Below are 24,298 nucleotides of genomic sequence, written 5' to 3'. Positions count from 1 at the left end.
GGATGGAGCAGCTTTTCGAATTCCTCGTCCGCCATTACTATATCGTCATCGTCGTGGTATGGATGCTCTACGCGATGTTCTTCAGGAAGTCGCCGATCGAGAAGCGTCCGCCCAACCGGATGCCCAACTTTGGAGGCGGAGGGCTCTCCCGGCCGAAGCCGTCTCCGTCCGCCAATCGGCCGGAGAAGCGCGCGGACGCCCCGGGAGAGGCTTCGCCCTTCCCGGAGCCCTCCGAGCCCCGGAGCCGTCCCGAATCGCCGCGACGGCGGCTCGAGAGAAGCGAGCCTTGGCCTTCGGAGCGGCCTGAAGCGGGCTCCGAGCCTTCCGGCTTTCCCGCGGATGGCTCCGGGCGGCCTAGCCGTCTCGACTCGGAGCGGAGCGAACCCGTTCGCCCGCAGCCGGAGTCGCCCGCGAGGCCGGTTAGCTCGAGCCCGCCGCCGGCGCCTGGGCGATCGGGAGCGGCCGAGCGCTCGGCTTCCGGCGCCGGGTATGCCGCTGCCGAGGCAGCGGATCGCATGGCCGCAGTCGCCGCCGCTTCGCCGGCGTCGGCCGGCGAGCAGCCGCTAGCCGCGGCCGCCCCCGAGGCTCCCGGCCTCCGCTTGCCGCGCGACGAGCTGAGCCGGGCTATCGTCTGGGCGGAGATTCTCGGCCCGCCCCGTTCCCGCAAGCCCTATCGTCGCTAAGCAAAACTTCGAGCAGGCTATCCCATTCGGGTCCTTATTCGGGACCTGTAGGGATAGCCTGTTTGTGTTTGCGCACCTCCGCCTCAAGTACGCCCCACCCAGGAGAGTAACCACGTTCCTCAGCTTCTCTCCAAGATCAGCAATCCTGTCCATGAGAGCAACCGCGTACCGCATGCGGACGGAGAGAGCGACGAAGGAGAGGGTCGGGGCGGATGTACGGATGCACGACGCGACATCCCCAACCGGCGACGATCGGCCGCGGCTTGAAATCATTTTCCGCCCGCCTTCTGCATATGTTGTACCGTAAAGGAGGGGGGGCGCGTCATGCCACGAGTTGTCCGCAAGCTGCGCAACTGGACCGCTCGCATCCTCGACCTGCCGCGGGACGTCGTGCTGGACCTTCCGCGGGTGACGATGATCGGAGGGCTGCAGCTGACGGTGGAGAATCACCGCGGCGTGCTCCATTTCTCTCCCGAATCGCTGCGCCTGGCGATGGATAAGGGAGAGATGGAAGTGACGGGCCACGAATTGGTGATCCGCAACATCGGCGCCGAAGAGGTGCTGGTCGAAGGCCGAATTACGGGAGTGCAGCTCAAAGCGTAACCTCTCCGCCCCGACGAACGCGATTCGGAGGCGGTTGAGGCGCATCGCGGGACTTCGCGGCGGACAAGCCGCCAGGCGCCGAGGCGCCGGGGCGCGGGAGCGCCGGCCAGGGGAGGATGTGGAGATACGATGAAGGGAAGCTGGATTCATTACATACGAGGGTTCGTGACGGTCAAGCTGGCGTCCGGCGAAGCGGACAAGTTCCTCGCCGAGACGATCTCGAAGGTGGAGCTGTGGGATATCTCCTACGGCAAAGACGGGAAGCTTCGGTTCCGGGTGTCGGTCCCGGATTTTTTCCGCCTTCGGCCGATAGTCCGGAGAGCGGGAGGACGCACGAGAATTCTCGAGCGTCACGGCATTCCTTTTCGCATGGCCCGCCTGTCGCGCCGCAAGACGTTCGCCGCCGGGATGCTCGGCTTCGTCGCCGCGCTCTTCGCTCTATCTACCCTGATCTGGGACGTGCAGGTGGAAGGGAACGACCGCATCGCGTCGGAGCAGATTCTGCAGGCCGCCCGGGCGGAAGGCGTCTATCCGCTGCAATGGTCGCCCCGGATGAAGGACACGTCGGAGCTGGCGAGCCGCCTCGCGCTTCGGATTCCCGGCGTCTCGTGGGTCGGCGTCGAGAAAAAAGGGACGAAGGTGCAAATTACGGTCGTCGAAGCGGCCAAGCCCGATGATCGGAAGCTTGAATCGCCCAAAGATATCGTCGCCAAGACCGACGCCGTCGTCACCCGGATCGTCGCCGAGAACGGGCGCCCGAAGGTGCAGCGCAACGACCGGGTACGCAAGGGCGACGTGCTGATCTCGGGCATCGTCGGGGAAGGAGAACGCACGAAGGCGGTCGTCTCCAAGGGCGAGGTGCGCGGGCTCGTCTGGCACGAGTACAAGATCGCGTCGCCGCTTACGGTCAAATCCAAAGGCTTCACGGGCGCCTCGAACGAACGCGGCTATCTGGTCATCGGCAACCGCGCTCTGCAGGTGTCGGGGTACGGGCAAGAGCCGTTCGAGCGTTCGGAGGTGCTCGGCGAGGTCAAGCGATTGCGTCTCGGAAAATGGACGCTTCCCTTCGGCAAAATGAACGAAGTCGAAAAAGAAGTATCCTACGCGGAGACGAAGCTTACGGAGGAAGAAGCCAAGCGGGCGGGCTTGGAGCAGGCTCGCGCGGAGTTGCTCGCCGCTTGCGGCCCCGGGGCCGTCATCAAGGGGGAAAAACTTTTGCATGAACATACGGAGAATGGTAAAGTGATGATAAATGTTTTATTCGAAGTAGAACAATCCATCGCGATGGATCGTCCAATCGTTCAGACGAGTCCGGACGAGACGGACCGGACGGAATCCGGGACGGAAGCGACGAATCGCGACTAGCAGAGCAGGGGGAATGAGGCTTTTTGTCGGATAACAAGCACATCATCACGATTCCGCTGCGCAACGCGGCGGAAGGGCTCGCCCTATTCGGACCGCAGGACAAGTTCCTTCGCCTCGTACAGGAGGAATCGGAAGCGCTGATTCATTCCCGGGAAGCGGAGGTCGTCGTCGAAGGCTCCGAATCCGAGGTTCGCTCTCTTCAGCAATTGTTCGACACCCTGCTTCAGTTGATCCGCAGCGGCTTGCCGCTCGGCGAACGGGATGTCCGGTACGCATTCGCCCTGGCGCGCGAGATGAAGGCCGATCAGCTGCTCTCGCTGTTCGGGGGCGAGATCACGACGACGTTCCGCGGCAAGCCGATCATACCGAAGACGCTCGGGCAGCGGCATTACGTGACGACTATCCGCAAGAAGGACATCGTCTTCGGGATCGGCCCCGCCGGAACCGGGAAGACGTACTTGGCCGTCGTATCGGCGGTCGCGAAGCTTAAGGAAGGCAAGATCAAGAGAATTCTGCTGACCCGGCCCGCCGTGGAAGCGGGAGAGAACCTCGGCTTCCTGCCCGGCGACCTGCAGGAGAAGGTCGATCCGTATTTGCGCCCGCTGTACGACGCGCTCAACGACGTACTCGGGACGGAAGGGGTCGCCAAGGCGATGGAGCGCGGCCTGATCGAGATCGCTCCGCTCGCCTACATGCGCGGCCGGACGCTGGACGATTCGTTCGTCATTCTCGACGAAGCGCAGAACACGACCGCCGAGCAGATGAAGATGTTCTTGACCCGGCTCGGCTACGGATCCCATATGGTCATCACCGGCGACGTCACGCAGATCGATCTGCCGAAGGGGAAGAAGTCCGGCTTGATCGAAGCCCAGCGGATCCTGAAGGACATTCCGGAGATCGGCATGGTGACGTTCTCCGAGCAGGATGTCGTTCGGCACCCCTTGGTGCAGAAGATCATCCTCGCCTACAACCAGGATCAACAGGAACAACCAACGTAAAGGAGAGGACGCCGGATGAATCGGAAACGAAGCGGGCCGGCGAGCGTATCGGCCTCCTTTTCGGCAGGGGGATGGAAGCACAGCGGAGCAGTAAGGGTGTTGTTGCTGCTTGTGTTTGTGCTGCTTTTTTATTTCAGTCTCGCGTCCCGGCTCGTGCCGGAGACGTACGATATCGCCTTGAACGCGAAGAGCGCCCACGACATCAAGGCGCCCCACCAGGCGGTCGACGAGAAGGCGACCCTGGAAGCGCAGGAGAAGGCGGCGGACAAGGTCAACCCGGTCTACTCGAACGTGGCGCTGCACAACGAGCTGCTCATCGACGAGATTCTCGTCCGCATCGATCAATTGAACCAGGACGACCAGGTGACGACGGAGAACAAGGTCGACATCTATCGCGGGGAGATTCCGCAGAGGCTCGACAGCTTCATCGCCTCGTTCGTGTCGGTCAACTCCGGATCGGAGACGTATTCCAAGAGCCTTCTGGAGGAGATGCAGAAGGTCATCCAGGCGCAGAAGTACAGCCTTCCCGAAGAGACCTACTACAAGCTTCCGCGGCTGACGTCGGAGCAGATCGCGGAGATGCGGCCGGTCGCCCGGGATATCGTGCGCCGGCTCGTCAGCGAATCTCTCGCCGACGCCGAGACCGCGCGGATCAAGGTGGCGGAGCTCGTCAACGGCAGCTCGCTGTCGCTGAAGACGGAACGCGAGATCGTGCAGGAGCTGGCGCGGTTCGTGCTGACGCCCAACAAGTTCTACGACAAGGACGCCACCGAAGAAGCGAAGGTGCAGGCGAAGCAGAACACGCCCGCCGTCGTCATCAAGCAGGGGGACGTCATCGTCAAGGCGGGACAAGTCATTACGCAGGATCTGTACGAGCGGCTGGACAGCATGGGACTGCTCAAGGAACAGAAGACCTACTGGCCGCAGCTCGGCGTGCTGCTGCTGTCGATTCTGTTCGTGCTGTCGTTCTACGGCTACAGCGAGCTGACGTCGGCTTCGTCGCGCGGCTCTTCCGCGAAGATGAGCAACGTTCATCTGCTGATGCTGCTCATTATCTGCGCGATCAATCTGCTCATGATGCACCTCGTCGCGCTGGCGCATAGCGACCGCTGGCCGAACGTCGGCTTCCTCGCGCCCATCGCGCTGGGCAGCATGCTCGTCACTCTTCTCATCGACATGCATCTCGGGCTCGTCAGCGCCCTGCTGTTCACGGTGCTGTCGAGCATCATCCTGAACGTCGGCCAGCAGACGGTGTTCGACTTCCGCTACGGCTTCATCGCCGCGGTCGTCTCGTTCACGTCGGTGCTCGCGATCCATCGGGCCAGCCAGCGCTCCTCGATCCTGAAGGCGGGCATCATGGTCAGCCTGTTCGGGTCGATCGCCGTCGTCGCGCTCATGCTTGTCGAAGCGGAGCCGGACCGGATCCAGCTTATGGAGTCCGTCGGCTTCATGTTCGCGAGCGGGCTTCTGACCGCGGTGCTCGTCATCGGCATGATGCCGTTCTTCGAGATGACGTTCGGCATCCTGTCGGCGTTGAAGCTGGTCGAGCTGTCCAACCCGAACCACCCGCTGCTCCGCAAGCTGCTCACGGAGACGCCCGGCACCTACCACCACAGCCTGATGGTAGGCAATCTGTCGGAAGCCGCGGCGGAGGCGGTCGGGGCGAACGGCCTGCTCTGCCGGGTCGGCTCGTTCTACCATGATGTCGGCAAGACGAAGAGGCCGTCGTATTTCATCGAGAACCAGAACGGCGGCGTCAATCCGCACGACAAGCTCGATCCGAAGGTGAGCGCGTCGATCATTATCGCCCACGCCCGGGACGGCGCCGAGATGCTGAAGCAGCACAAGCTGCCGAAGCCGATCCGCGACATCGCGGAGCAGCATCACGGGACGACGTTCCTTAAGTTTTTCTACTACAAGGCGGTCAAGCAGGCCGAACAGCAGGGAGTCGAGAACCCGTGGTCGGAAGACGACTTCCGCTACCCCGGACCGAAGGCCCAGTCGAAGGAAGCGGCCATCGTCGGCATCGCCGACAGCGTGGAGGCGGCCGTCCGGTCGCTGGACCATCCGACGATCGAGCAGGTCGAGAACATCATCGGCAAGATCATCAAGGACCGGCTCGACGACCAGCAGTTCAACGAATGCGACCTGACCTTGAGGGAGATGGACAAGATCGCCCAGACGCTCAAAGAGACGGTAATCGGCATGTTCCACTCCCGAATCGAGTATCCTGACGACAAGGATCTCAAAAATCGCAAAGAAGCAAAGGAGCAGCAAGCATGACACTCACCCTGGAATGGATCGACGAACGGGAGAACGCCGGGAGCGGCGAGGAGAGCTGGCCGGGCCTGCTGGAGAAGCTGCTGAACGTCGCGGGCGAGCTGGAAGGCGTCGAAGACGGCGTCGTCACGCTGACGCTGACGGACGACGACGGCATTCGCGAATTGAACAAGGAATTCCGCCAACTCGACAAGCCGACGGACGTGCTGTCGTTCCCGATCCGGGGCGGCGAAGGCGACGAACCGGCCATTCGGTACGACGACGAATACGAGACGCTGGAAGAAGAATATCCGGACGAGGGCGAAGGCGACCCGTTCGCCGAGCTGCTCGGGGACATCGTCATCTCCGTGCCGCGGGCGCTCGCCCAAGCGGAAGAATACGGGCATAGCGCGGAGAGGGAGATGGGCTTCCTGTTCGTGCACGGCTTCCTGCACCTGCTCGGCTACGACCACGAGACCGAGGAAGAAGAGCGGGAGATGTTCGCGAAGCAGGAAGAAGTCCTGTCGAAAGCGGGGTTGTCCCGTTGACCGGGAGAACGGGAAGGAACTGGAACCGAACGGAACGGGAGTCGTTCCGCAACGCCATGGAAGGCATCGCCTACGCGATGCGCAACGAACCGCACATGCGGGTTCACTTGGCCGCCTCCGCGGTCATCGTCGCCGTCGCCTGCGCGCTGAAGCTGCCGCCGGAGGACTGGATGTGGCTGTTCTCGGCGGTCGCGGCCGTCTGGGTGACGGAGCTGCTGAACACCGCCGTCGAACGCGCCGTCGATCTGGCCTCCCCGGGCTCTCACGAGCTCGCGAAGATCGCCAAGGACACGGCCGCGGGGGCGGTTCTCGTCGCGTCCGCCTACGCGGTCGCGATCGGGCTGATCGTGCTCGGGCCGCCGCTCCTGGATTGGGTCCGAAGCCTCTAAGAGACGGCTAACGAATCGTACAGCTCTTATTTTCGAGAATAATGGTCGTTTTAAGATCCAACGAACCCCACAGCTCTTATTTAGCGTCAAAAGACCGATTTATCATGAGAATGAGCCGAATAGCGTCTCTCGGATTCGTTAGCCAAGAAAAAGCCGATTACGGAGCCGAATAACGTTTCTTGGATCCGTTGCGTCTCTGGCCGATGGCGGAGAGCGGTATAAATTCGATAGAAGCTAAGGAGCGGTTGAACATGGAAGCATGGACGAACGAACGGCTGCTTGAAGCCGCCGGCGAAGCGATGAAGCGGGCCTACGTGCCGTATTCCCATTTCAAGGTCGGGGCGGCGCTGCTCGATTCGGAAGGCCACGTGCATTACGGCTGCAACGTGGAGAACGCCGCGTACGGCCCGTCGAACTGCGCCGAACGCACCGCGCTGTTCCGGGCGGTAGCCGACGGCCATGCGGCCGGCTCGTTCCGGGCGATCGCCGTCATCGGAGACACGCCGGGCCCGATTACGCCGTGCGGGGTGTGCCGCCAGGTGCTGTCGGAGCTGTGCGAGCCGGATATGCCCGTCATTATGGGTAATTTAAGAGGGGACGTTAAAGTCATGACGGTCTCGGAGCTTCTGCCGGGAGCGTTCTCGCCTCGAGATCTGAACGCAGGAAAGAAGGACGAAGAGTGAAGGATACATTCAAATCGGGCTTCGTCGCCATCGTCGGCCGCCCGAACGTCGGCAAGTCTACGCTGATGAACCAGGTTATCGGCCAGAAGATCGCGATCATGTCGGATAAGCCCCAGACGACCCGCAACAAGATTCACGGCGTGTATACGACGGACGAAGCGCAGATCGTGTTCCTGGACACGCCGGGCATTCACAAGCCGAACTCCAAGCTCGGCGACTACATGGTCAAGTCGGCCCAGAGCGCGCTCAGCGAAGTGGAAGCCGTCCTGTTCCTGACGGACGTCTCGGAAGAGCTGGGAGGCGGCGACCGCTACATCATCGAGCAGCTCAAGAAGATCGACACGCCGGTCTTCCTCGTGCTGAACAAGATCGACAAGGTTCATCCCGAAGAGCTGCTTCCGATTATCGAGAAATTTTCGAAGCTGCATTCGTTCGCCGAGATCGTTCCGGTATCGGCCATACACGGCAGCAACGTGTCGGCCCTGCTCGAGACGCTGACCCGCTACTTGCCGGAAGGTCCGATGTATTATCCGGCCGATCAGGTGACGGACCATCCGGAGCAGTTCGTCTGCGCCGAGCTGATCCGGGAGAAGATTCTGCAGCTGACGAGAGAAGAGATTCCCCACTCGATCGCGGTCGAGATCGAGAGCATGGGAACGCAGGACAACGGCGTCGTTCAGATCGGGGCGGTTATCTACGTCGAGCGGTCTTCCCAGAAGGGGATCGTCATCGGCAAAAACGGGGCGATGCTGAAGGAGATCGGCAAGCTCGCCCGCCAGGACATGGAGCGGCTGCTCGGCTCGAAGATCTTCCTCGAGCTGTGGGTCAAGGTGAAGGAAGACTGGCGCAACCGCGAGTCGGTGCTCAAGTCGCTCGGCTTCCGCCACGACTGAGCGCGAGGCGCCTGCGATCCAATCGCGATCCCGCAGCAATCCAAGAAGATGGCAGGCATACCGCCGGCGGCCGGGAGCCATCCTAATGACGGAAATACGTTCAATTCATTTCCGTCAGGGGAGGATGAGGCGCGGTGCGGGATTTCACGTGGCACGTGTTTACGCAGACCGGCGATATCGAGGCCTACTTGCTGTATAAGGAAATGAACAAGCTCGGGACGGCCGGCTCGGCGCCGGAAACGGCTCCCGAACCCGGGGCCGGGGAGGCCCTAGCGGAGCCGGCGGCGACCTAAGGACGCCCGGCTTGCGACGGACGGGGGAATGTCCGATGCTCTATCGGATGGAAGGAATCGTCATACGAGGCACGGATTACGGGGAAGGCAACAAGATCGTCACGATCCTGACGCCTTCGCACGGGAAGCAGGGAATCGTCGTCAAGGGAGCGCGCAAGCCGAAGAGCCGTTACTCTTCGCTTGCGCAGCTGTTCACTTACGGCGATTTCTCCTTCTACAAGTCCGGCCAGCTCGGCACGCTGAACAGCGGAGAGATCATCGAGTCGTTCCGGGAGCTGCGCGAAGGGCTCGACGCCGCCGCCTACGCGGCCTACGCGGTCGAGCTGTGCGACCGGGCCGTCGGGGAGGAGGACGCGGGAAGCTTCCTCTTCCATCAATTGAAGGCTTGCCTGACGGCGCTCGCCCAAGGCAAGGACGCGCAGATCGTCATCCGCGCGTTCGAGATGAAGATCGTCGCGACGGCCGGCTACGCTCCGTTGCTGGACGAATGCGCCAGCTGCGGCAGGGCGAACGGTCCGTTCCGGTTCAGCACGCTCGCCGGCGGAGCGCTGTGCGACGGCTGCCGGTACAAGGACCCGACGGCGCTGGAGTTGGGCGAGACGACGTGGAAGCTGCTGCGGCTGTTCGCGGCGCTCGACCTGCGGCGGCTCGGACAGATCAGCGTCAAGGACGTCTACAAGAAGCAGCTGCGATTGGCGATGCGCAAGTGGATGGACCATCATATCGGGGTGAAGCTCAAGTCGCAGAACTTCCTGGACCAATGGGAGAAAATGGCCGAGCTGCCGCCCGCCGAGCCCCGCGCGCCGAGGAGAGGAGCTGCGGAAGGGGCGCCCGACGATCGGCCGCCTGCCGAGGATCGGTCTTCCGAGGAGCCGCCGGCCGGGACTTTCGGGAAGCCATCGGACGGAGAGCCTCCGGGGGAATCGCCATAACGGATTGCCATAACTGCTATCGATATCCATTACATAATGCGCGCGAGATGTGCTATTCTGAATGGGCGAACTCATTCGAATCGAACGAACGAATCCGCTAAGGGCTGACCTGCGGATTTTTTGTTGCGTTTTTTTGGCAGGGCAGAAAGGGGCGCTCAAATGGACAAACTAAACCAATTCAAGAAGGCTTCTCGTCTGCAGGTCGTTCCCGTCATGCTCATTCCGGTCGCCCTCGGGGCGCTGGGAGCCTGGGTGTGGGACGGGGAGTTCAATATCGGGCTGCTGCTTCTGACGCTCGTCGGGGCGGGCGCCGCCCACCTCTTCTCCAATATGATCAACGACCTGTGGGATTACAGGAACGGCACCGACGCCGTCGCGCAGGAGAGCGCGGACGCGATCTCGACCCATTCGGGCTACTTGACGAAGGGCATCTGGAGCGTGCGCAAGTTCGCGGCCGTCACCTGGGGGCTGTTCGCCGTCGCGGCGCTGTCGGGCCTCGCGCTGGCCTTCCTGAGCGGCTGGCTCGCGTTCGTCTTCGGGGCTATCGGCGGCTTGATCGCCTACTTCTACGTGGCTCCTCCGCTGCGGTTCGGCTATCGGGGCAGAGGCTACAGCGAGCTCGCGATTCTGCTGTCGTTCGGGGTGCTGCCGGTTATGGGTTCCTACTACGTGCAGACCTCTCGTCTCGACTATCGGGCGCTGCTGCTGTCGCTGCCGATCGGGCTGCTGACGACTCTCATTCTGTTCAATCACCACTTCCTGCATTGGCAAGCCGACCGGCAGGCCGGCAAGAAGACGCTGGTCGTCGTCTGGGGAGAGAAGCGGGCTCTGCGGTTCTCCCGCTTGCTTCTGCTGTTGGCCGCCCTGAGCTTGATCGCGTGCGTCGCTGCGGAAGTGCTGCCGATCTACGCGCTCGTCGGCTTGTTGACGGCGATTCCGCTCTATTCCGTCTACGGCCGGCTGCAGGACCGGAACGCTTCGCACGCATACGGACCGCTGATGGGGGCTTCGGTGAAGGCGACCTTCCGCTGCGGGTCGATTCTGATCTTGTCCTTGATTCTCCAAGGCCTTATCTAAACGACAGGAGACGATAATATGGAGACGCGACGGATATTCGGGGATTTCCATACCATTCTGAACGAAGGCGAAGTTTGGAAAATCGGCGGCTTCCCGCTGCCGGACGGCTCGTTCTGGGAATATCGCGAGCCGGACGCGGTCGTCATCGTGCGCAACGGCATCCTGTACGTGCGGGCGCCTCTCAGCCGGAAGCACGACAAGGTGCAAATTCTCGACAACGCGAAGCATATGTATTACTCCGTCGAGGATGTCGAAGTGCCCGAGAACGGCGAGGCGAGCTTCGAGGTGCAAATCCGGGCCCGGACCCAAGGGACGGCGCCGGGCGATCTGTACGACGGCTACGTCTCGCTGAACCTGCTGGACTTCACGACGGGCGCCGCGCTCGACTTCTTCGCCGGCAACGACAAGTACGCGAGCGTCTACGCGGTGCTGCCGTTCCCGGGCGTCGAGGTGCCGCCTTCGGACAAGACGAGGTACTTCTGCATTTTCAAGGAGGATACCGGCTTCAAGGCCCGCGAATTCAACACGTACAAAATCGCGTACAACCGCGCGGAGGACGAGGTCGTCTTCTATCTGAACGGTTCCGAGGTGCGCCGCGAGAAGGGCGTGCCGGTTAAGTTCAACCGGTTCACGATCGCGCTCGGCATCATGACCGAGAAGGATCTGACGCCGGAAGGCAGCGTATCCGTCCACGGCCAGACGGTTATCGCGGAGTATTCCCCCGTGACGGTGACGATCAAGACGCCGGACGTTTGACACCCGAAGCCCCGATAGGATAGAATGAGCAGTACAAATGGATATCGTCTCGACGATGGAGAAAGTAGCCGGTTGCTTCCGCAACCGCAGCGAGCCGGGGAAGGTGCGAGCCCGGCGCGACGTACCGGCGAACATGGCGCTCCGGAGAGACGGCCGCAAGGCGAAGAAAGAGCGGGCCGAAGGGCGCGCTCGCGGCGGAACGGGACGGCTTGACGGCGTCCGCGCTCCGGGCGAGGCGATGCCGGAGGCCAAGTAGGGTGGAACCGCGGGACGCAAGCTCCCGTCCCTACGTCTGCGATCGGGCGGACGTAGGGACGGGAGTTTTTTGGCTTGTTCTCCCCTCGCCGTCGCCGCCCGGCGGCCCAGTCTGAGCGATGTTTTTAGATTTTTCGGCGGCACCGGGCAGGTCAAGCGGAATTGTTCTGGAGAAACGAAGCGGTCGCTTTTTGTCCACGGATTCCTTCCTTACTGCGGGGTTGCCAATCCAAGGAATCCGGGGGCAATGGCGATCGGAAGAACAATCCGCTCCGCATGCCCGACCTTCCCGCCGAATTCCGTAAAGGAGAGAGAAGCTAATGAACTTTCAGCAAATGACGCTGACGCTGCAGCAGTTCTGGGCCGAACAGAACTGCATCGTCGTCCAGCCGTACGACGTGGAGAAAGGCGCCGGAACGATGAACCCGATGACGTTCCTGCGCGCGATCGGCCCCGAGCCGTGGAACGTCGCCTATGTGGAGCCTTCCCGCCGCCCGGCGGACGGCCGCTACGGCGAGAACCCGAACCGCCTGTACCAGCACCACCAGTTCCAGGTCATCATGAAGCCGTCTCCGGACAACATCCAGGAGCTGTACCTGGATAGCCTGAAGCGGCTCGGCATCGACCCGCGCCATCACGACATCCGGTTCGTCGAAGACAACTGGGAGTCGCCGACGCTCGGCGCGTGGGGACTCGGCTGGGAAGTATGGCTGGACGGCATGGAAGTGACCCAGTTCACGTACTTCCAGCAAGTCGGAGGCATCGACTGCCATCCGGTCGCCGTGGAGATTACGTACGGCATGGAGCGGCTCGCTTCCTACATCCAGGAGAAGGAGAACGTGTTCGACCTCGAATGGGTGGACGGCGTCACCTACGGCGACGTGTTCAAGCATCCGGAGTACGAGCATTCCAAGTACACGTTCGAGATCTCCGACGTCGCGATGCTGTTCCAGCTGTTCTCGACTTACGAAGCCGAAGCGAAGCGGGCGATGGACGAGAACCTCGTTTTTCCGGCGTACGACTACGTGCTCAAATGCTCGCATACGTTCAACCTGCTCGACGCCCGCGGCGCGATCAGCGTTACGGAACGAACGGGCTACATCGGACGGGTGCGCAACCTGGCGCGCCAAGTGGCCGCCACCTTCCTGCAGGAGCGCGAGCGTCTCGGGTTCCCGCTGCTGAAGAAAGGAGTGGAGATCGATGGCTAAGGACCTGCTGCTCGAGATCGGGCTGGAGGAAGTGCCTGCGCGCTTCGTGCGCGCGGCGATGGATCAATTGAAGGAGAAGACCGAGAAGTGGCTCGACTCCGCCCGATTGGGTTATAAGGAAGTAAAAGCGTTCGCGACCCCGCGCCGCTTGGCCGTGCTCGTGACGGAGCTGGCCGACAAGCAGGCCGACGTCAGCGAAGAAGCGAAGGGGCCGGCCCGCAAGATCGCGCTGGACGAGTCCGGCGCCTGGACGAAGGCGGCGCTCGGCTTCGCGCGCAGCCAAGGCGTCGAGCCGGAGGCGCTGTTCTTCAAGGAGCTCGGCGGCGTCGAATACGTCTACGCGATCAAGTCGAGCGTCGGCGTCGAGACGGCCGCCCTCCTGGCGGAGGCGCTGCCCGCGCTCGTCACGTCCCTGACGTTCCCCAAGAACATGCGCTGGGGCTCGTACGAGCTGCGCTACGTCCGCCCGATCCGGTGGCTCGTCGCGCTGCACGGCTCCGAGGTCGTTCCGTTCGAGATCGCGGGCGTCGCGACGGGCAACGTTACCCGCGGACACCGGTTCCTCGGCGCGGACGCCATCATAGAAGAACCCTCGCAATATGTAGGCAAGCTTCGCGAGCAGCACGTGCTCGCGGACGTGGAAGAGAGGCAGGCGGCCATTCTGGCGGGCATCAAGGCGCTGTCCGAAGAGCGCGGCTGGCATATCGCCGTCAAGGACGACCTGCTGGAGGAAGTGCTGTTCCTGGTCGAGACGCCGACGGTGCTGACCGGCTCGTTCGATCCGGCGTTCCTGAACATTCCGCAGGAAGTGCTGATCACGTCGATGCGCGAGCATCAGCGCTACTTCCCGGTGCTGGACGCGGCCGGCAAGCTGCAGCCTCACTTCGTCACCGTCCGCAACGGCGACTCCCTGTCGCTGGACGTCGTGGCGAAGGGCAACGAGAAGGTGCTGCGCGCCCGTCTGTCCGACGCGAAGTTCTTCTACGAGGAAGACCAGAAGGTTAAAATCCCGGACTTCCTGGCGAAGCTGGAGAATATCGTGTACCACGAGGAGCTCGGCACGGTGGCCGACAAGGTGCGCCGCGTCCGCGCCATCTCGGACGAACTGGCGCGCAAGCTGCGCGCGGACGAGACGACGCGGGCGGACGTCAGCCGGACGGCCGACCTGTGCAAGTTCGACCTCGTCACGCAGATGGTGTACGAATTCCCCGAGCTGCAGGGCATCATGGGCGAGGACTACGCGCTTAAGGCCGGGGAGAAGCCCGAGGTCGCCCGGGCGATCAACGAGCATTACTCGCCGCGCAACGCGGGCGACACGCCTCCGGCGTCCCTCGTCGGCGCGATCGTCGGCATCGCCGAGAAGATCGACACGATCGTCGGCTGCTTCTCGATCGGCATCATCCCGACCGGGTCGCAGGACCCGTACGCGCTGCGCCGCCAGGCGGCCGGCATCGTGTCGACGCTGCTGGCGCACGAGCTGGAGCTGACGCTTCCGGAGCTGTTCCAGCTTGCTCTGGACGCCCACGCCGCCGCCCGCCCGCCGAAGCGCGAAGCGTTCGACATCCTGAAGGATCTCGGCGAATTTTTCTCGCTGCGCGTGAAGAACGTCCTCACCGAGCAGCAGATCCGCTACGACGCGATCGACGCGGTGCTGAGCGCCGGCAGCGACGACGTCCGCCGTACGCTGCTGCGCGCGAAGGCCTTGCAGGCCGAGACCGAGGAGGCGCGCAAGGAAGCGTTCCGCCCGGCGGTCGAAGCGTTCGGCCGCGTCTGCAATCTCGCTTCCAAGGCGGGAGACAACCGCCAGGTCGTCGCCGATCTGTTCGCGGATCCGGCGGAGGGAGCCTTGTACGAGGCATGGCAGCAGGCGCACGGCGAATTCGCGAAAGCGATGGCCGAAGCCCGCATGACGGACGCTCTCGACGCGCTCAAGGGGCTGGCCGGCCCGATCAACCGCTTCTTCGACGCCGTCATGGTCATGGCCGAGGACGAAGCGGTGCGCAACAACCGACTCGGCCTGCTCGCCACGATCGCGGACGACGTCAAGTCGTTCGCGGACTTCTCGAAGTGGGTCGGATAATCGCGAAGAGGAGGTGAGGCGGATGTCGTCCGACAGCGTCACGGTATACGTCGTGTCCGACTCCGCCGGGGATACCGGCGAACTCGCCGTCCGGGCGGCGGCCGCGCAGTTCCATCCGCTCCAGGTGCAGATCCGCAGGGTCGGCTTCATCCAGTCTCGCGAAGGGATCGACGCCGTGCTGGACATGGCCGCCAGCGACAAGGGAATTCTGCTCTACACGCTCGTCATCCCGCGCTTGCGCGAGCATATGACGACGCAGGCGGAGGCGAGGGGCATCGTCACGATCGACCTGCTCGGCCCGTTGATCGACAACATGGAGCGGCTGTTCGGCCGGCCCTCGCGGCACGAGCCGGGACTGAACCACGTGCTGGACGCGGGCTACTTCCGCAAGGTGGAGGCGGTCGAATTCGCCGTCCGGTACGACGACGCCCGCGACGTGACCGGCATCCTGAAGGCGGACATCGTGCTCACGGGCGTCTCCCGGACGTCGAAGACGCCGCTGTCCATGGTGCTCGCCCACAAGACGTTCAAGGTCGCGAACGTGCCTCTCGTGCCGGAGCTCGTTCCTCCGAAGGAGCTGTTCCAGGTCGATCCGAAGAAGGTCATCGGCCTGACGATCCGAACCGACGCGCTCAACGCCATCCGCAAGGAACGGCTGAAGGCGCTCGGGCTTCCGGATTCGGCCTCGTACGCGACGACGGCGAGAATCGAGCAGGAGCTCGAATACGCGCACGGGATCATGAAGAAGATCGGCTGCGTCGTCATCGACGTCTCGAGCAAGGCCGTGGAGGAGACGGCGAGCCTCATTCTCGACCATTTCCAGAACGGTTGACCGACCGGGAATACGTCCCGCTTCCTGCAACCAGCCCTCCGCCCCGCGGAACGGCTGGTTGTTGCTTCCCGGACCCGATAGGGAGGATTTGACAAAAAATCGACAGATTTATGGCTGAAGTCTTGACATCATCGGGCGGAAGGTATATCATTTTAAAATTTAATGGGACGCAGGCAGGATTTTGAGCCCGTTTAGCGTATATAATAATACGGCAAACTTTGGGTGGAATCGTGGTGATGTCGGATGATCCCGTATCGGAACCGCGTCGTCGTCGACGGGGACGCCTGTCCCGTCAAGGCAGAGATTGCCGAGACGGTGCGAAGCTGCGGAGCGACCGCGCTGATGGTGTCTTCCCACGACCACCGGCTCGTTCCGGAGCCGGGCGTCGAAGTCGTGACCGTGGACGCGCACGACCAGGCGACCGACCTGTACGTGGCGAACGCGCTCAAGCCGTCGGACGTGCTGGTGACGGGAGACTACGGGCTGGCCGCGCTCGGGCTTGCCCGGGGAGCCGCGGTGCTGACGCCCCGCGGGAAGCTGATCACGGAGTCGGACATCGACGGGCTTCTGGCCCAGCGGCACTTCTCCGCCAGGCAACGCCGGGGAGGCGCGCGCACCAAGGGCCCGCCGCCGTTCACGGGGGAAGACCGGTCGCGATTTCAACAAAAACTGACCTTTCTACTGCGGGGGATGCAGGAGAATCGACATTCTTAGCGAATTGTAATACGTGCCGTGCCTAACGGATCGCTGGCCAGACACAGACATTGAGAACGGGATCCGCTTAGGCGACTGATTCGGAAGAGATCAGGCTCGCTGACTTGGAAGAATCGCGCAAGAGAAGGTGGAATTCGAATGAACAACGGCATGATTCCACAGTCGGCCATCGATGAAGTGTTGCGCCGTTACGATATCGCGGAGACGGTGGGGCGTTACGTTCATCTCACGAAGCAGGGCAAGTACCTGAAGGGGCTGTGTCCGTTCCATTCCGAGAAGACCCCGTCGTTCACGGTGACGCCGGAGAAGCAGATTTACCACTGCTACGGGTGCGGGAAGGGCGGCAACGTCATCAAGTTCGTCATGGAGATGGAGAACGAGACGTTCCCCGAAGCCGTGAAGCGGTTAGCCGAAGAAGCGGGCATCGCGGTCACCTGGTCGACCGTCAAGGAGGGAGAGGAGCTCTCTCCCCGCCAGAAGGAACGGGAGACGCTGGTCGAGGCCCACGGCTACGCGACGAAGCTGTACCACTACGTTCTTCGCAACACGGCCGCCGGCAAGCCCGCGATGGACTACTTGCGTTCCCGCGGCTTCTCGGACAAGCTGATCGAGGAGTTCGGAATCGGCTACGCCCCGTCCCGATGGGACACGCTGACGCAGGCGCTGCAGAGGAACGGCTTCGAGCTTCCGGAGATGGAGAGAGGCGGTCTCCTCTCCCGGAGACAGGAGGGCGAGGGCTATGTCGACCGCTTCCGGGACCGGATCATGTTCCCGATCCACGGAGGCGACGGACGGGTCATCGCCTTCGCGGGAAGATTGATGTCGGCCGGCCAGCCGAAGTACTTGAACTCGCCGGAGACGCCGCTGTTCGCCAAGAGCCGGACGCTGTACCGGCTGCCCGAGGCGCGCGGGGCGATCCGCAAGACGCGCCAGGTCGTGCTTTTCGAAGGTTACGTCGACGTGATCAAAGCCTGGTCCGCCGGAGTGACGAACGGAGTGGCCACGATGGGAACGGCTCTGACCGCCGAGCACGCGGCGCTTCTGCGCCGGTTCGCGGACGAGGCGATCCTGTGCTACGACGGCGACGACGCCGGACAAGCCGCCGCGGCCAAGAGCTTGCCGCTGCTGGAGAACGCGGGCTTCCGGGTCCGGGTCGGCCTGCTGCCGCCGGGCATGGATCCCGACGAGTATATCGGAGCCCACGGCCCCGAATCCTTCCTCCGCGAAGTGATCGAAGGGGCGGTCTCCGCCGTCAAATTTCAGCTCATCTATTTAAGGAAATCCCATATACTCCTAGAAGAAGATGGGAAGATCCGGTATTTGCGCGACGCGGTGCAGCTGATCGCGAGGAGGGATTCGCCGACCGAGAGGGAGATGCTGCTCAAGGAGCTGTCCCTGGAATTCGAGGTCTCGCTCGATACCCTCAAGCAGGAAGCGGCCGACGTTCGCAGACGAGAGAAATTGGGAACGTCTGGGGATATTCCGGACGGAACGTGGAATAATGTATGGAATGACAACCGCTCTTCATCCAAACACCCTCCTCTTGGGCCGGCGTTCGTTCAAGCGGAACGGCAGCTCATCTCCTGGATGATGCAGGATGCACAGACGGCCATCCTCGTTCAGAACCGGCTCGGGGACCGTTTTCTCGTAGAGGATCACGCGGCTCTCGCCGCTTACTTATATGGATATTATTCGCAAGGCAACGATCCGGACGTCGGCAGGTTCATCGCGTTCCTTCAGGACGACCGCTTGGAGCGCGCGGCGAGCGCCATCGCGCTGGAAGATACCCCCTTCGACGAGAGGGTGCTGGAGGATTGTCTCCGCACGATCGGCCAGGCGGCGCTGACGCGCGACATCGAGAGCAAGAAAGACGAGATGCTGCGGGCGGAACGGGCCGGCGACATTATGCGTGCCGTACAAATTGGAACAGAGATTATCGCCCTGGAGAAGCAGCGCAAAGAGGGCTGAAGCCGCTGCGGATTCGGGGAGGAGGGAGTCGGAAATGGCGAACGATCAACACACCGGGTTGGAGACGGAACTGACGCTGGAGCAAGTCAAAGCCCAGATGATGGAGCAGGGCAAGAAGAAGGGCGCCCTGACCTATAAAGACATCATGGAGAAGCTGTCTCCATACGATCAAGACGCGGACCAAATCGACGATTTCTTCGAGCAACTGGCGGACCACGGCATCGAGGTGGTCAACGATCACGACGAGCTTGGACGCGGCAACGACGAAGAGGGCCACGACGAATTCAACTTCGACGACGACCTCAGCCTGCCTCCCGGAATCAAGATTAACGATCCCGTTCGGATGTATCTGAAGGAGATCGGACGAGTCCCGCTGCTCGCCGCCGACGACGAAGTCGAATTGGCGAAGAAGATCGAGCTTGGCGGGCACGAAGCCGAAGAAGCGAAGAAGAGGCTGGCCGAAGCCAACCTCCGTCTCGTCGTCAGCATCGCCAAGCGCTACGTCGGACGAGGCATGCTGTTCCTCGACCTCATCCAGGAAGGCAACATGGGCTTGCTGAAGGCCGTCGAGAAGTTCGACCATATGAAGGGCTTCAAGTTCAGCACGTACGCGACCTGGTGGATTCGTCAGGCCATTACCCGCGCCATCGCCGACCAGGCCCGCACGATCCGGATTCCGGTGCATATGGTGGAGACGATCAACAAGCTCATCCGCGTGTCCCGCCAGCTGCTTCAGGAGCTCGGACGCGAGCCGACGCCGGAAGAGATCGCCGAGCAGATGGAGCTGAGCGTGGACAAAGTCCGCGAGATCATGAAGATCGCCCAAGAGCCGGTGTCGCTCGAGACGCCGATCGGGGAAGAGGACGACTCTCATCTGGGAGACTTCATCGAGGACCAGGAAGCGCTGGCCCCGGCGGACGCCGCCGCTTACGAGCTGCTCAAGGAACAATTGGAAGACGTGCTGGATACGTTGACCGAACGGGAAGAGAACGTGCTGCGGCTGCGCTTCGGCCTCGACGACGGACGGACGCGGACGCTGGAGGAAGTGGGCAAGGTGTTCGGCGTTACCCGCGAACGGATTCGCCAGATCGAAGCGAAGGCTCTTCGCAAGCTGCGCCACCCGAGCCGGAGCAAAAGGCTAAAGGATTTCCTCGAATAAGCCGATACAGGTATTAGCCTGTTGAGATGACCTTCTGCCGAGACGGTTGAAGGTCTTTTTGTTCCAGAAGGGACGAGAGGAGACAAGCCTGATGCCCGTATCGGAAGATGAGAAGAAGAAATTGATCGTCAAAGAGATCGAATCCTGGCGGCGGGGGAAGATGCTTCCCGAGCAGTACTGCGACTTCCTGCAGAATCTGTATCTCGACGATCTGGACGATCGTCCGAAGAACGTCGTGGGACTCGCGGTTCAGAAGATCGGCCAGGCCACGCGCAAGCAATGGCTGTTTGCATTTGGAATTTTTGTCTTGATCTGTTTGATTGTACTTCATTTTAGCGCGTTTCCCCTTGCATTGCAAATCGGCCTTATCGGCCTCGGAACCGCCGGCTTCGTGGCCGGGGGCGCCTATTGGCGGGAGCGGCTGCCGCTGCGGGCGTATTTGCTGCTCGGAGCGGGCATGCTGTTCCTGCTGGGAACCGGAGTCGAGCTGCTGCATCTGCACGGCTGGGGGACCGGAGGCGGCCCGATCGCGCTGCTTATGATCTGCGCGCTCGTCTGGATCGGGTGCGGCATCGCGCTGCGGTTCGGCCTGCTGCATTGGTTCGGCTGGCTGGCGATCATCGTGCTGTACGCCTGGCTGCTCGGCCGCCGAATTCCCGATCCGAGCGCCCTGCAGGTGCAGCTGTTCTGGCTGCCCGCTTCGCTGCTGTTCGGCTGGATCAGCTGGTTCATGCACGTGAAGTTCCGCTCGGCGGGCACGGTCATGTTCGCCACGGCGCTCGTCCTCTGGTACATGCCGGAGCTGTATTCGGCTCTTCGCCATCTGGACGAGAGGTGGATTCAAGCGGGGCTGCTCGTGAAGACGGCGGCGCTCGGCTTGGCGTTATATCGGTTCCGAAAACATTGGATGGAATGGGTTGTAGAATCATGACGGATACGAAAAGGTACGAAGAGGCGGACGTGAAGCTGTCCGACCGGTTGTCCGCGCTCGCCGAATGCGTTCCCGAAGGCGCGCGCTTCGCCGATATCGGAACGGACCACGCGCTGCTGCCGGTTCATCTCGCGAGATCGGGGAAGGTTCCGTTCGCGGTGGCCGGGGACGTTCACAAAGGACCCGTCGAGGCGGCGCGTCGGCAGGTGGCCGCGGCCGGGCTGACGGGCAAAGTATCGGTGCGCCATGGAGACGGCTTGACGGTGCTGGAGCCGGGAGAGGTCGACGCGGTGTGCATCGCCGGCATGGGGGGCAGCTTGATGGTGCGGCTGCTGGAAGCGGCCGGAGCCCGGCTCGACGCGGTCCATACGCTGATCCTGTCTCCCCACGTGGCCGAGGACCAAGTCCGCCATTGGCTGATCGAACGCTCGTACGTGCTCGACCGCGAGCGGCTCGTGGAAGAGGACGGAGAGACGTACACGATCCTTCGGGCGGTTCGCGCCGGGAAGGAGGAAGCGGATCGGCGGAACGCGGAGCTGTACGATTCCGGACTGCTCGCCCCTTGCGTCCCCGCGATCGCCCGGCCCTTGCTCGAGCTGATGGGTCCGCTGCTGCTGCGGGGCGCTGACGGGGCGTTCGGACGGAAGTGGGAGGCGGAGATCGCCAAGCGGGAGCATATTCTCGGCCAGCTTCGCCGCTCTACGGCCGAGGAGGCCGCCAGGAAGGCCTCGGAATGGGAAGAGACGATTCGAACCTTGAAGGAGGTGCTCGCATGCTGGCGCGCGGAGAGACGATCATCCAACTGATGGAGAAGCTGGCGCCAAAGCATTACGCGGTGCCGGACGACCGGATCGGATTGCAGGTCGGCTCGCTTCGCAAGGAGGTGAAGCGGGTTCTGGTGGCGCTGGACGTCACCCGGGCCGTCGCCGAGGAAGCGGCGGAACTCGGCGCGGAGCTGATTATCGCCCACCATGCCCCCTTGTACCGGCCGCTGAAGCATCTGCAGACCGATACGCCGGAAGGAGCTCTCATGGCGAGCTTGCTTCGCAACGACATCGCCGTATACGTGGCCCATACGAACCTGGACACGGCGGAAGGCGGCATGAACGACTGGATGGCCGAGGCGCTCGGCCTCGAGGGACGGGGCGTGCTGGAGGAGGTCCATACCGACAAGCTGTTCAAGCTGGCCGTCTTCGTGCCGGAGACCCATCAAGACGCGGTTCGCAGCGCGATGTTCGGGGCGGGAGCCGGCTGGATCGGCAACTACAGCCATTGCAGCTTCAACGTCGAAGGGAAGGGGACGTTCCTGCCGCGGGAGGGGACCAATCCGTATCTCGGGCAGCAGGGCAAGCTGGAGACGGCTTCGGAGGTGCGGATCGAGACGGTCGTTCCAAGCAGCGTTCACCGCGCCGTCATCCAAGCCATGCTGAAGGCGCATCCGTACGAGGAAGTCGCTTACGATCTATATCCGATGGACCTGAAGGGGCGGTCGTTCGGTCTGGGCCGGGTCGGAACGCTTCCGGAGCCGGAGTCGCTGGACGCGTTCGCGGAGAGAGTCAAGGCGGCGTTCGACGTTCCGTTCGTCCGCGTCGTCGGAGATGGCTCGCGGCAGGTGCGCAAGGTCGCCGTGCTGGGAGGCTCCGGCTCGCGGTATATCCGGCACGCCAAGTTCGCGGGAGCGGACGTCCTCGTCACCGGGGACATCGACTACCATACGGCGCACGACGCGGACGCGATGGGACTTATGATCGTCGATCCCGGGCATAACGCGGAGAAGATCATGAAGCCGAAGACGGCCGAGTGGCTTCAAGAGAGGCTCAGGGAGAAGGGCTACGCGACCGAAGCGATCGCATCCCGGTTCGACACGGAGCCGTTCAAGCTTCGCTGAAGCGCGGATCGCTGGCAAAGTTGTCAACGACTTGCCGTTGTATCCGAAGCCGATTCGCGCTATACTAGACGTTGCACATCGGAAAGTTCGACAGACAATCGCTGGCGGCGCTAGCCGCGAGAGGAAAGTCCGGGCTCCACAGGGCAGGATGCTGGATAACGTCCAGTCGGCGCGAGCCGAAGGATAGTGCCACAGAAATGGACCGCCGATGATCTCGTCCCTGCTTAGTGGGAGATGAGAAACAGGCAAGGATGGAACCGTGGTGTAAGAGACCACGAGGAGCATGGGCGACCCTGTTCCTGGTAAACCCCATCTGGAGCAAGACCGAAGAGAACGCGGCGGCTCTCGAGGCCGCAGCCCTTGCCCGGGGCGCGTTCGGGTTGGTCGCTTGAGCCTGTCGGCAACGGCAGGCCTAGAAAGATGATTGTCGCTTCCATCCGTGGGAGGACCGCCCGGTCCGCGATACCACCGGAAGTACAGAACCCGGCTTACGGCGAACTTTCCGGAATGTCAATCAAAAGCCCCAAGGCATCTGCCTTGGGGCTTTTGATTGTTTATTGGCGTCGTCGGCGCATCTCAATCCTCGTAAGCTTGATCCTTCTCCGCCTTCCGGACGAACAGCAGGAAGACGGTAATCAGAACGAAGGCGATGAGCGCGAGCAGCGGAATCGTGATGAAGCCGAACCAATCGAGGTAGTCCTCGTTGCACGGAACGCCCGAGCGGCACGGCACGATGCGGGCCATGCCCGGCACCATCTGCTCCATGTAGTGATACAGCGAGAACAGTCCGCCGATGACGCCGAGCGGAAGCGCGTATCCCGCCATTCCGCGGTCGTCGCGCAGGGCCGCCCGGCCGAGCAGAAGAACGAGAGGATACATGAAGATCCTCTGGAACCAGCATAAATCGCAAGGGATGTAGCGCATGACTTCGCTCAGGAACAAGCTCCCGCCGGTGGCGACGAGCGAGACGACCCAAGCGAAATATAGTCCGTAATTGCGAACCCAGGAAGACACTTGTCCATCCTCCGATCGATTCTACTTCGTTTCGACGTTCGCTTCCTTCAAAGCCTCGTCGATCTTAGCTTTTAATTTATCCAGGTTGAGAGCGTGCTCGTCGTCGAGGCGCTCCCCGTTGATGAGAACGGTCGGCGTTCCGGGGAAGTTCTTGCTTCGGGCGAGCTTGTTCTGCGCATCGACTTCGTCCTGGTACGTTTTGTTCTCGATATCGGCCTTCAGCTTGTCGTAATCGACCTTAATGCCTTCGCTGCGAGCCACTTCCGTCAAGAATTCGGGCGTCGCCCAGACTTCGTGCTCTTGCGGTTGCTGTTTACGGTATAACGCATCGTAATATTTCCAGAACTCGTCTTTGTTCTGATGATACACGGACTGGGCTGCCAGAGCCGCGTCGTTCGAATCCTGCCAGATAATCGTATAATTCAAGAACGAGAGCGATACCAGGCCCGTGTCGATGTAATCCTTCTTGATCTCGGGCAGAAGGTTCAAGCTGAAGTACTGGCACGTCGGACACTTGAAATCGCCGAACTCGGCGATCTTGACCTTCGCGTCGGCCGAGCCCATCGTCGGAACGTTGTCGTAATCGATCGCCACCGGCGCTTCCTTCGGCTTGAAAATAATAACCGCCGCGATCAGGGCGACGAACACGACAGCCGTCGTCCAGACGAGAATTCGGGTTCTCCGCTTTTTCTGCTCCTGCTGCTTCTGCCGAAGCTGCCTGTTCTCCGCTTTGCGTTGCGATTTCTGCAATGATTTTCTTCCTTTCTCCC

At 62.3% G+C, this 24,298-nt stretch carries 25 protein-coding genes and 1 other RNA gene; 24 read left to right on the top strand and 2 right to left on the bottom strand.

Features of this window, described 5'->3' with window-relative positions:
- Positions 1 to 2: 2 nt before the first annotated feature.
- The 24 genes from H7B90_RS29165 (at position 3) to rnpB (ending at position 23,020) form a co-directional block, all read left to right on the top strand.
- Positions 3 to 683 (top strand): hypothetical protein, encoded by a 681-nt coding sequence (locus H7B90_RS29165; protein ID WP_185139421.1) that lies wholly within the window; start codon positions 3 to 5, stop codon positions 681 to 683.
- A 324-nt stretch (positions 684 to 1,007) separates the two neighbouring features.
- The gene (yqfC, locus tag H7B90_RS29160; RefSeq protein WP_185139420.1) at positions 1,008 to 1,286 is read left to right on the top strand and encodes a sporulation protein YqfC; all 279 of its coding nucleotides are present in this window, start codon (positions 1,008 to 1,010) and stop codon (positions 1,284 to 1,286) included.
- 129 nt (positions 1,287 to 1,415) lie between these two features.
- A complete protein-coding gene (yqfD, locus tag H7B90_RS29155) occupies positions 1,416 to 2,651 on the top strand; it encodes a sporulation protein YqfD (RefSeq protein WP_185139419.1) in 1,236 nt (411 codons plus the stop codon).
- A 23-nt stretch (positions 2,652 to 2,674) separates the two neighbouring features.
- Entirely contained in the window at positions 2,675 to 3,649 is a 975-nt protein-coding gene (locus H7B90_RS29150; protein WP_185139418.1) for a PhoH family protein, read from the top strand.
- 15 nt (positions 3,650 to 3,664) lie between these two features.
- On the top strand, positions 3,665 to 5,932 hold the full coding sequence (locus H7B90_RS29145; RefSeq protein ID WP_185139417.1) for an HD family phosphohydrolase: 2,268 nt from the start codon (positions 3,665 to 3,667) through the stop codon (positions 5,930 to 5,932).
- On the top strand, positions 5,929 to 6,456 hold the full coding sequence (gene ybeY / locus H7B90_RS29140; protein ID WP_185139416.1) for an rRNA maturation RNase YbeY: 528 nt from the start codon (positions 5,929 to 5,931) through the stop codon (positions 6,454 to 6,456). Before H7B90_RS29145 ends, ybeY begins: the two co-directional genes overlap by 4 nt.
- Positions 6,453 to 6,845, top strand: coding sequence for a diacylglycerol kinase family protein (locus H7B90_RS29135; protein ID WP_246578624.1), 393 nt, complete (start codon positions 6,453 to 6,455; stop codon positions 6,843 to 6,845). The genes ybeY and H7B90_RS29135 overlap by 4 nt, the downstream gene beginning before the upstream one ends.
- A 245-nt stretch (positions 6,846 to 7,090) precedes the next feature.
- Complete coding sequence (gene cdd / locus H7B90_RS29130) at positions 7,091 to 7,528, top strand: cytidine deaminase (RefSeq protein WP_505661180.1); 438 nt, start codon at positions 7,091 to 7,093, stop codon at positions 7,526 to 7,528.
- Entirely contained in the window at positions 7,525 to 8,421 is an 897-nt protein-coding gene (gene era / locus H7B90_RS29125) for a GTPase Era (RefSeq protein WP_185139415.1), read from the top strand. Before cdd ends, era begins: the two co-directional genes overlap by 4 nt.
- 134 nt (positions 8,422 to 8,555) lie before the next feature.
- Positions 8,556 to 8,714, top strand: a complete 159-nt coding sequence (locus H7B90_RS29120; protein WP_185139414.1) for a YqzL family protein — start codon at positions 8,556 to 8,558, stop codon at positions 8,712 to 8,714.
- Positions 8,715 to 8,749: 35 nt separating this feature from the next.
- On the top strand, positions 8,750 to 9,646 hold the full coding sequence (gene recO, locus H7B90_RS29115; RefSeq protein ID WP_185139413.1) for a DNA repair protein RecO: 897 nt from the start codon (positions 8,750 to 8,752) through the stop codon (positions 9,644 to 9,646).
- Between the two features lie 159 nt (positions 9,647 to 9,805).
- Positions 9,806 to 10,723 (top strand): prenyltransferase, encoded by a 918-nt coding sequence (locus tag H7B90_RS29110; protein ID WP_185139412.1) that lies wholly within the window; start codon positions 9,806 to 9,808, stop codon positions 10,721 to 10,723.
- Between the two features lie 18 nt (positions 10,724 to 10,741).
- Entirely contained in the window at positions 10,742 to 11,479 is a 738-nt protein-coding gene (locus tag H7B90_RS29105) for a DUF6081 family protein (RefSeq protein WP_185139411.1), read from the top strand.
- 37 nt (positions 11,480 to 11,516) lie between these two features.
- Positions 11,517 to 11,735 carry a hypothetical protein gene (locus tag H7B90_RS29100; protein WP_185139410.1) on the top strand — a complete coding sequence of 73 codons (219 nt, stop codon included), beginning with the start codon at positions 11,517 to 11,519 and terminating at the stop codon, positions 11,733 to 11,735.
- Between the two features lie 319 nt (positions 11,736 to 12,054).
- On the top strand, positions 12,055 to 12,942 hold the full coding sequence (gene glyQ, locus H7B90_RS29095; protein WP_185139409.1) for a glycine--tRNA ligase subunit alpha: 888 nt from the start codon (positions 12,055 to 12,057) through the stop codon (positions 12,940 to 12,942).
- Complete coding sequence (glyS, locus tag H7B90_RS29090; protein ID WP_185139408.1) at positions 12,935 to 15,022, top strand: glycine--tRNA ligase subunit beta; 2,088 nt, start codon at positions 12,935 to 12,937, stop codon at positions 15,020 to 15,022. The genes glyQ and glyS overlap by 8 nt, the downstream gene beginning before the upstream one ends.
- A gap of 22 nt (positions 15,023 to 15,044) precedes the next feature.
- Positions 15,045 to 15,854, top strand: coding sequence for a pyruvate, water dikinase regulatory protein (locus H7B90_RS29085; protein WP_185139407.1), 810 nt, complete (start codon positions 15,045 to 15,047; stop codon positions 15,852 to 15,854).
- A gap of 243 nt (positions 15,855 to 16,097) precedes the next feature.
- A complete protein-coding gene (locus tag H7B90_RS29080; protein WP_185139406.1) occupies positions 16,098 to 16,568 on the top strand; it encodes a YaiI/YqxD family protein in 471 nt (156 codons plus the stop codon).
- A 138-nt stretch (positions 16,569 to 16,706) separates the two neighbouring features.
- The gene (dnaG, locus tag H7B90_RS29075; RefSeq protein WP_185139405.1) at positions 16,707 to 18,536 is read left to right on the top strand and encodes a DNA primase; all 1,830 of its coding nucleotides are present in this window, start codon (positions 16,707 to 16,709) and stop codon (positions 18,534 to 18,536) included.
- Positions 18,537 to 18,570: 34 nt separating this feature from the next.
- Positions 18,571 to 19,695 carry an RNA polymerase sigma factor RpoD gene (gene rpoD, locus H7B90_RS29070; protein WP_185139404.1) on the top strand — a complete coding sequence of 375 codons (1,125 nt, stop codon included), beginning with the start codon at positions 18,571 to 18,573 and terminating at the stop codon, positions 19,693 to 19,695.
- A 91-nt stretch (positions 19,696 to 19,786) separates the two neighbouring features.
- Positions 19,787 to 20,626, top strand: coding sequence for a hypothetical protein (locus H7B90_RS29065; protein WP_185139403.1), 840 nt, complete (start codon positions 19,787 to 19,789; stop codon positions 20,624 to 20,626).
- Positions 20,623 to 21,432, top strand: a complete 810-nt coding sequence (locus H7B90_RS29060) for a tRNA (adenine(22)-N(1))-methyltransferase (protein ID WP_185139402.1) — start codon at positions 20,623 to 20,625, stop codon at positions 21,430 to 21,432. Before H7B90_RS29065 ends, H7B90_RS29060 begins: the two co-directional genes overlap by 4 nt.
- Positions 21,399 to 22,514 carry a Nif3-like dinuclear metal center hexameric protein gene (locus H7B90_RS29055; RefSeq protein ID WP_185139401.1) on the top strand — a complete coding sequence of 372 codons (1,116 nt, stop codon included), beginning with the start codon at positions 21,399 to 21,401 and terminating at the stop codon, positions 22,512 to 22,514. The genes H7B90_RS29060 and H7B90_RS29055 overlap by 34 nt, the downstream gene beginning before the upstream one ends.
- Before the next feature lie 82 nt (positions 22,515 to 22,596).
- Positions 22,597 to 23,020: RNase P RNA component class A (rnpB, locus tag H7B90_RS29050), an RNA gene on the top strand.
- Between the two features lie 70 nt (positions 23,021 to 23,090).
- Here the strand turns inward: rnpB and H7B90_RS29045 are convergent.
- Together H7B90_RS29045 and H7B90_RS29040 are read right to left on the bottom strand one after the other, a co-directional pair.
- A complete protein-coding gene (locus H7B90_RS29045; RefSeq protein ID WP_185139400.1) occupies positions 23,091 to 23,528 on the bottom strand; it encodes a disulfide oxidoreductase in 438 nt (145 codons plus the stop codon).
- 21 nt (positions 23,529 to 23,549) lie between these two features.
- Positions 23,550 to 24,278: a DsbA family protein gene (locus H7B90_RS29040; protein WP_185139399.1), complete on the bottom strand. Its 729-nt coding sequence runs from the start codon at positions 24,276 to 24,278 to the stop codon at positions 23,550 to 23,552.
- Positions 24,279 to 24,298: the final 20 nt, after the last annotated feature.

This window comes from Cohnella xylanilytica (assembly GCF_014212175.1).
Lineage (GTDB): Bacteria > Bacillota > Bacilli > Paenibacillales > Paenibacillaceae > Cohnella > Cohnella xylanilytica.
This window is presented reverse-complemented; position numbering and strand designations above follow the sequence as displayed.

What these genes read in the sequence shown, in the direction of transcription:
- yqfD (WP_185139419.1), top strand. Translation starts at nt 1,416, where the DNA reads ATGAAGGGAAGCTGGATTCATTACATACGAGGGTTCGTGACGGTCAAG.
- rpoD (WP_185139404.1), top strand. Translation starts at nt 18,571, where the DNA reads ATGGCGAACGATCAACACACCGGGTTGGAGACGGAACTGACGCTGGAG.
- H7B90_RS29100 (WP_185139410.1), top strand. Translation starts at nt 11,517, where the DNA reads ATGGATATCGTCTCGACGATGGAGAAAGTAGCCGGTTGCTTCCGCAAC.
- H7B90_RS29085 (WP_185139407.1), top strand. Translation starts at nt 15,045, where the DNA reads ATGTCGTCCGACAGCGTCACGGTATACGTCGTGTCCGACTCCGCCGGG.
- yqfC (WP_185139420.1), top strand. Translation starts at nt 1,008, where the DNA reads ATGCCACGAGTTGTCCGCAAGCTGCGCAACTGGACCGCTCGCATCCTC.
- glyS (WP_185139408.1), top strand. Translation starts at nt 12,935, where the DNA reads ATGGCTAAGGACCTGCTGCTCGAGATCGGGCTGGAGGAAGTGCCTGCG.
- H7B90_RS29145 (WP_185139417.1), top strand. Translation starts at nt 3,665, where the DNA reads ATGAATCGGAAACGAAGCGGGCCGGCGAGCGTATCGGCCTCCTTTTCG.
- H7B90_RS29165 (WP_185139421.1), top strand. Translation starts at nt 3, where the DNA reads ATGGAGCAGCTTTTCGAATTCCTCGTCCGCCATTACTATATCGTCATC.
- glyQ (WP_185139409.1), top strand. Translation starts at nt 12,055, where the DNA reads ATGAACTTTCAGCAAATGACGCTGACGCTGCAGCAGTTCTGGGCCGAA.
- ybeY (WP_185139416.1), top strand. Translation starts at nt 5,929, where the DNA reads ATGACACTCACCCTGGAATGGATCGACGAACGGGAGAACGCCGGGAGC.
- H7B90_RS29105 (WP_185139411.1), top strand. Translation starts at nt 10,742, where the DNA reads ATGGAGACGCGACGGATATTCGGGGATTTCCATACCATTCTGAACGAA.
- H7B90_RS29065 (WP_185139403.1), top strand. Translation starts at nt 19,787, where the DNA reads ATGCCCGTATCGGAAGATGAGAAGAAGAAATTGATCGTCAAAGAGATC.
- dnaG (WP_185139405.1), top strand. Translation starts at nt 16,707, where the DNA reads ATGAACAACGGCATGATTCCACAGTCGGCCATCGATGAAGTGTTGCGC.
- H7B90_RS29060 (WP_185139402.1), top strand. Translation starts at nt 20,623, where the DNA reads ATGACGGATACGAAAAGGTACGAAGAGGCGGACGTGAAGCTGTCCGAC.
- H7B90_RS29110 (WP_185139412.1), top strand. Translation starts at nt 9,806, where the DNA reads ATGGACAAACTAAACCAATTCAAGAAGGCTTCTCGTCTGCAGGTCGTT.
- H7B90_RS29055 (WP_185139401.1), top strand. Translation starts at nt 21,399, where the DNA reads ATGCTGGCGCGCGGAGAGACGATCATCCAACTGATGGAGAAGCTGGCG.
- recO (WP_185139413.1), top strand. Translation starts at nt 8,750, where the DNA reads ATGCTCTATCGGATGGAAGGAATCGTCATACGAGGCACGGATTACGGG.
- H7B90_RS29080 (WP_185139406.1), top strand. Translation starts at nt 16,098, where the DNA reads ATGATCCCGTATCGGAACCGCGTCGTCGTCGACGGGGACGCCTGTCCC.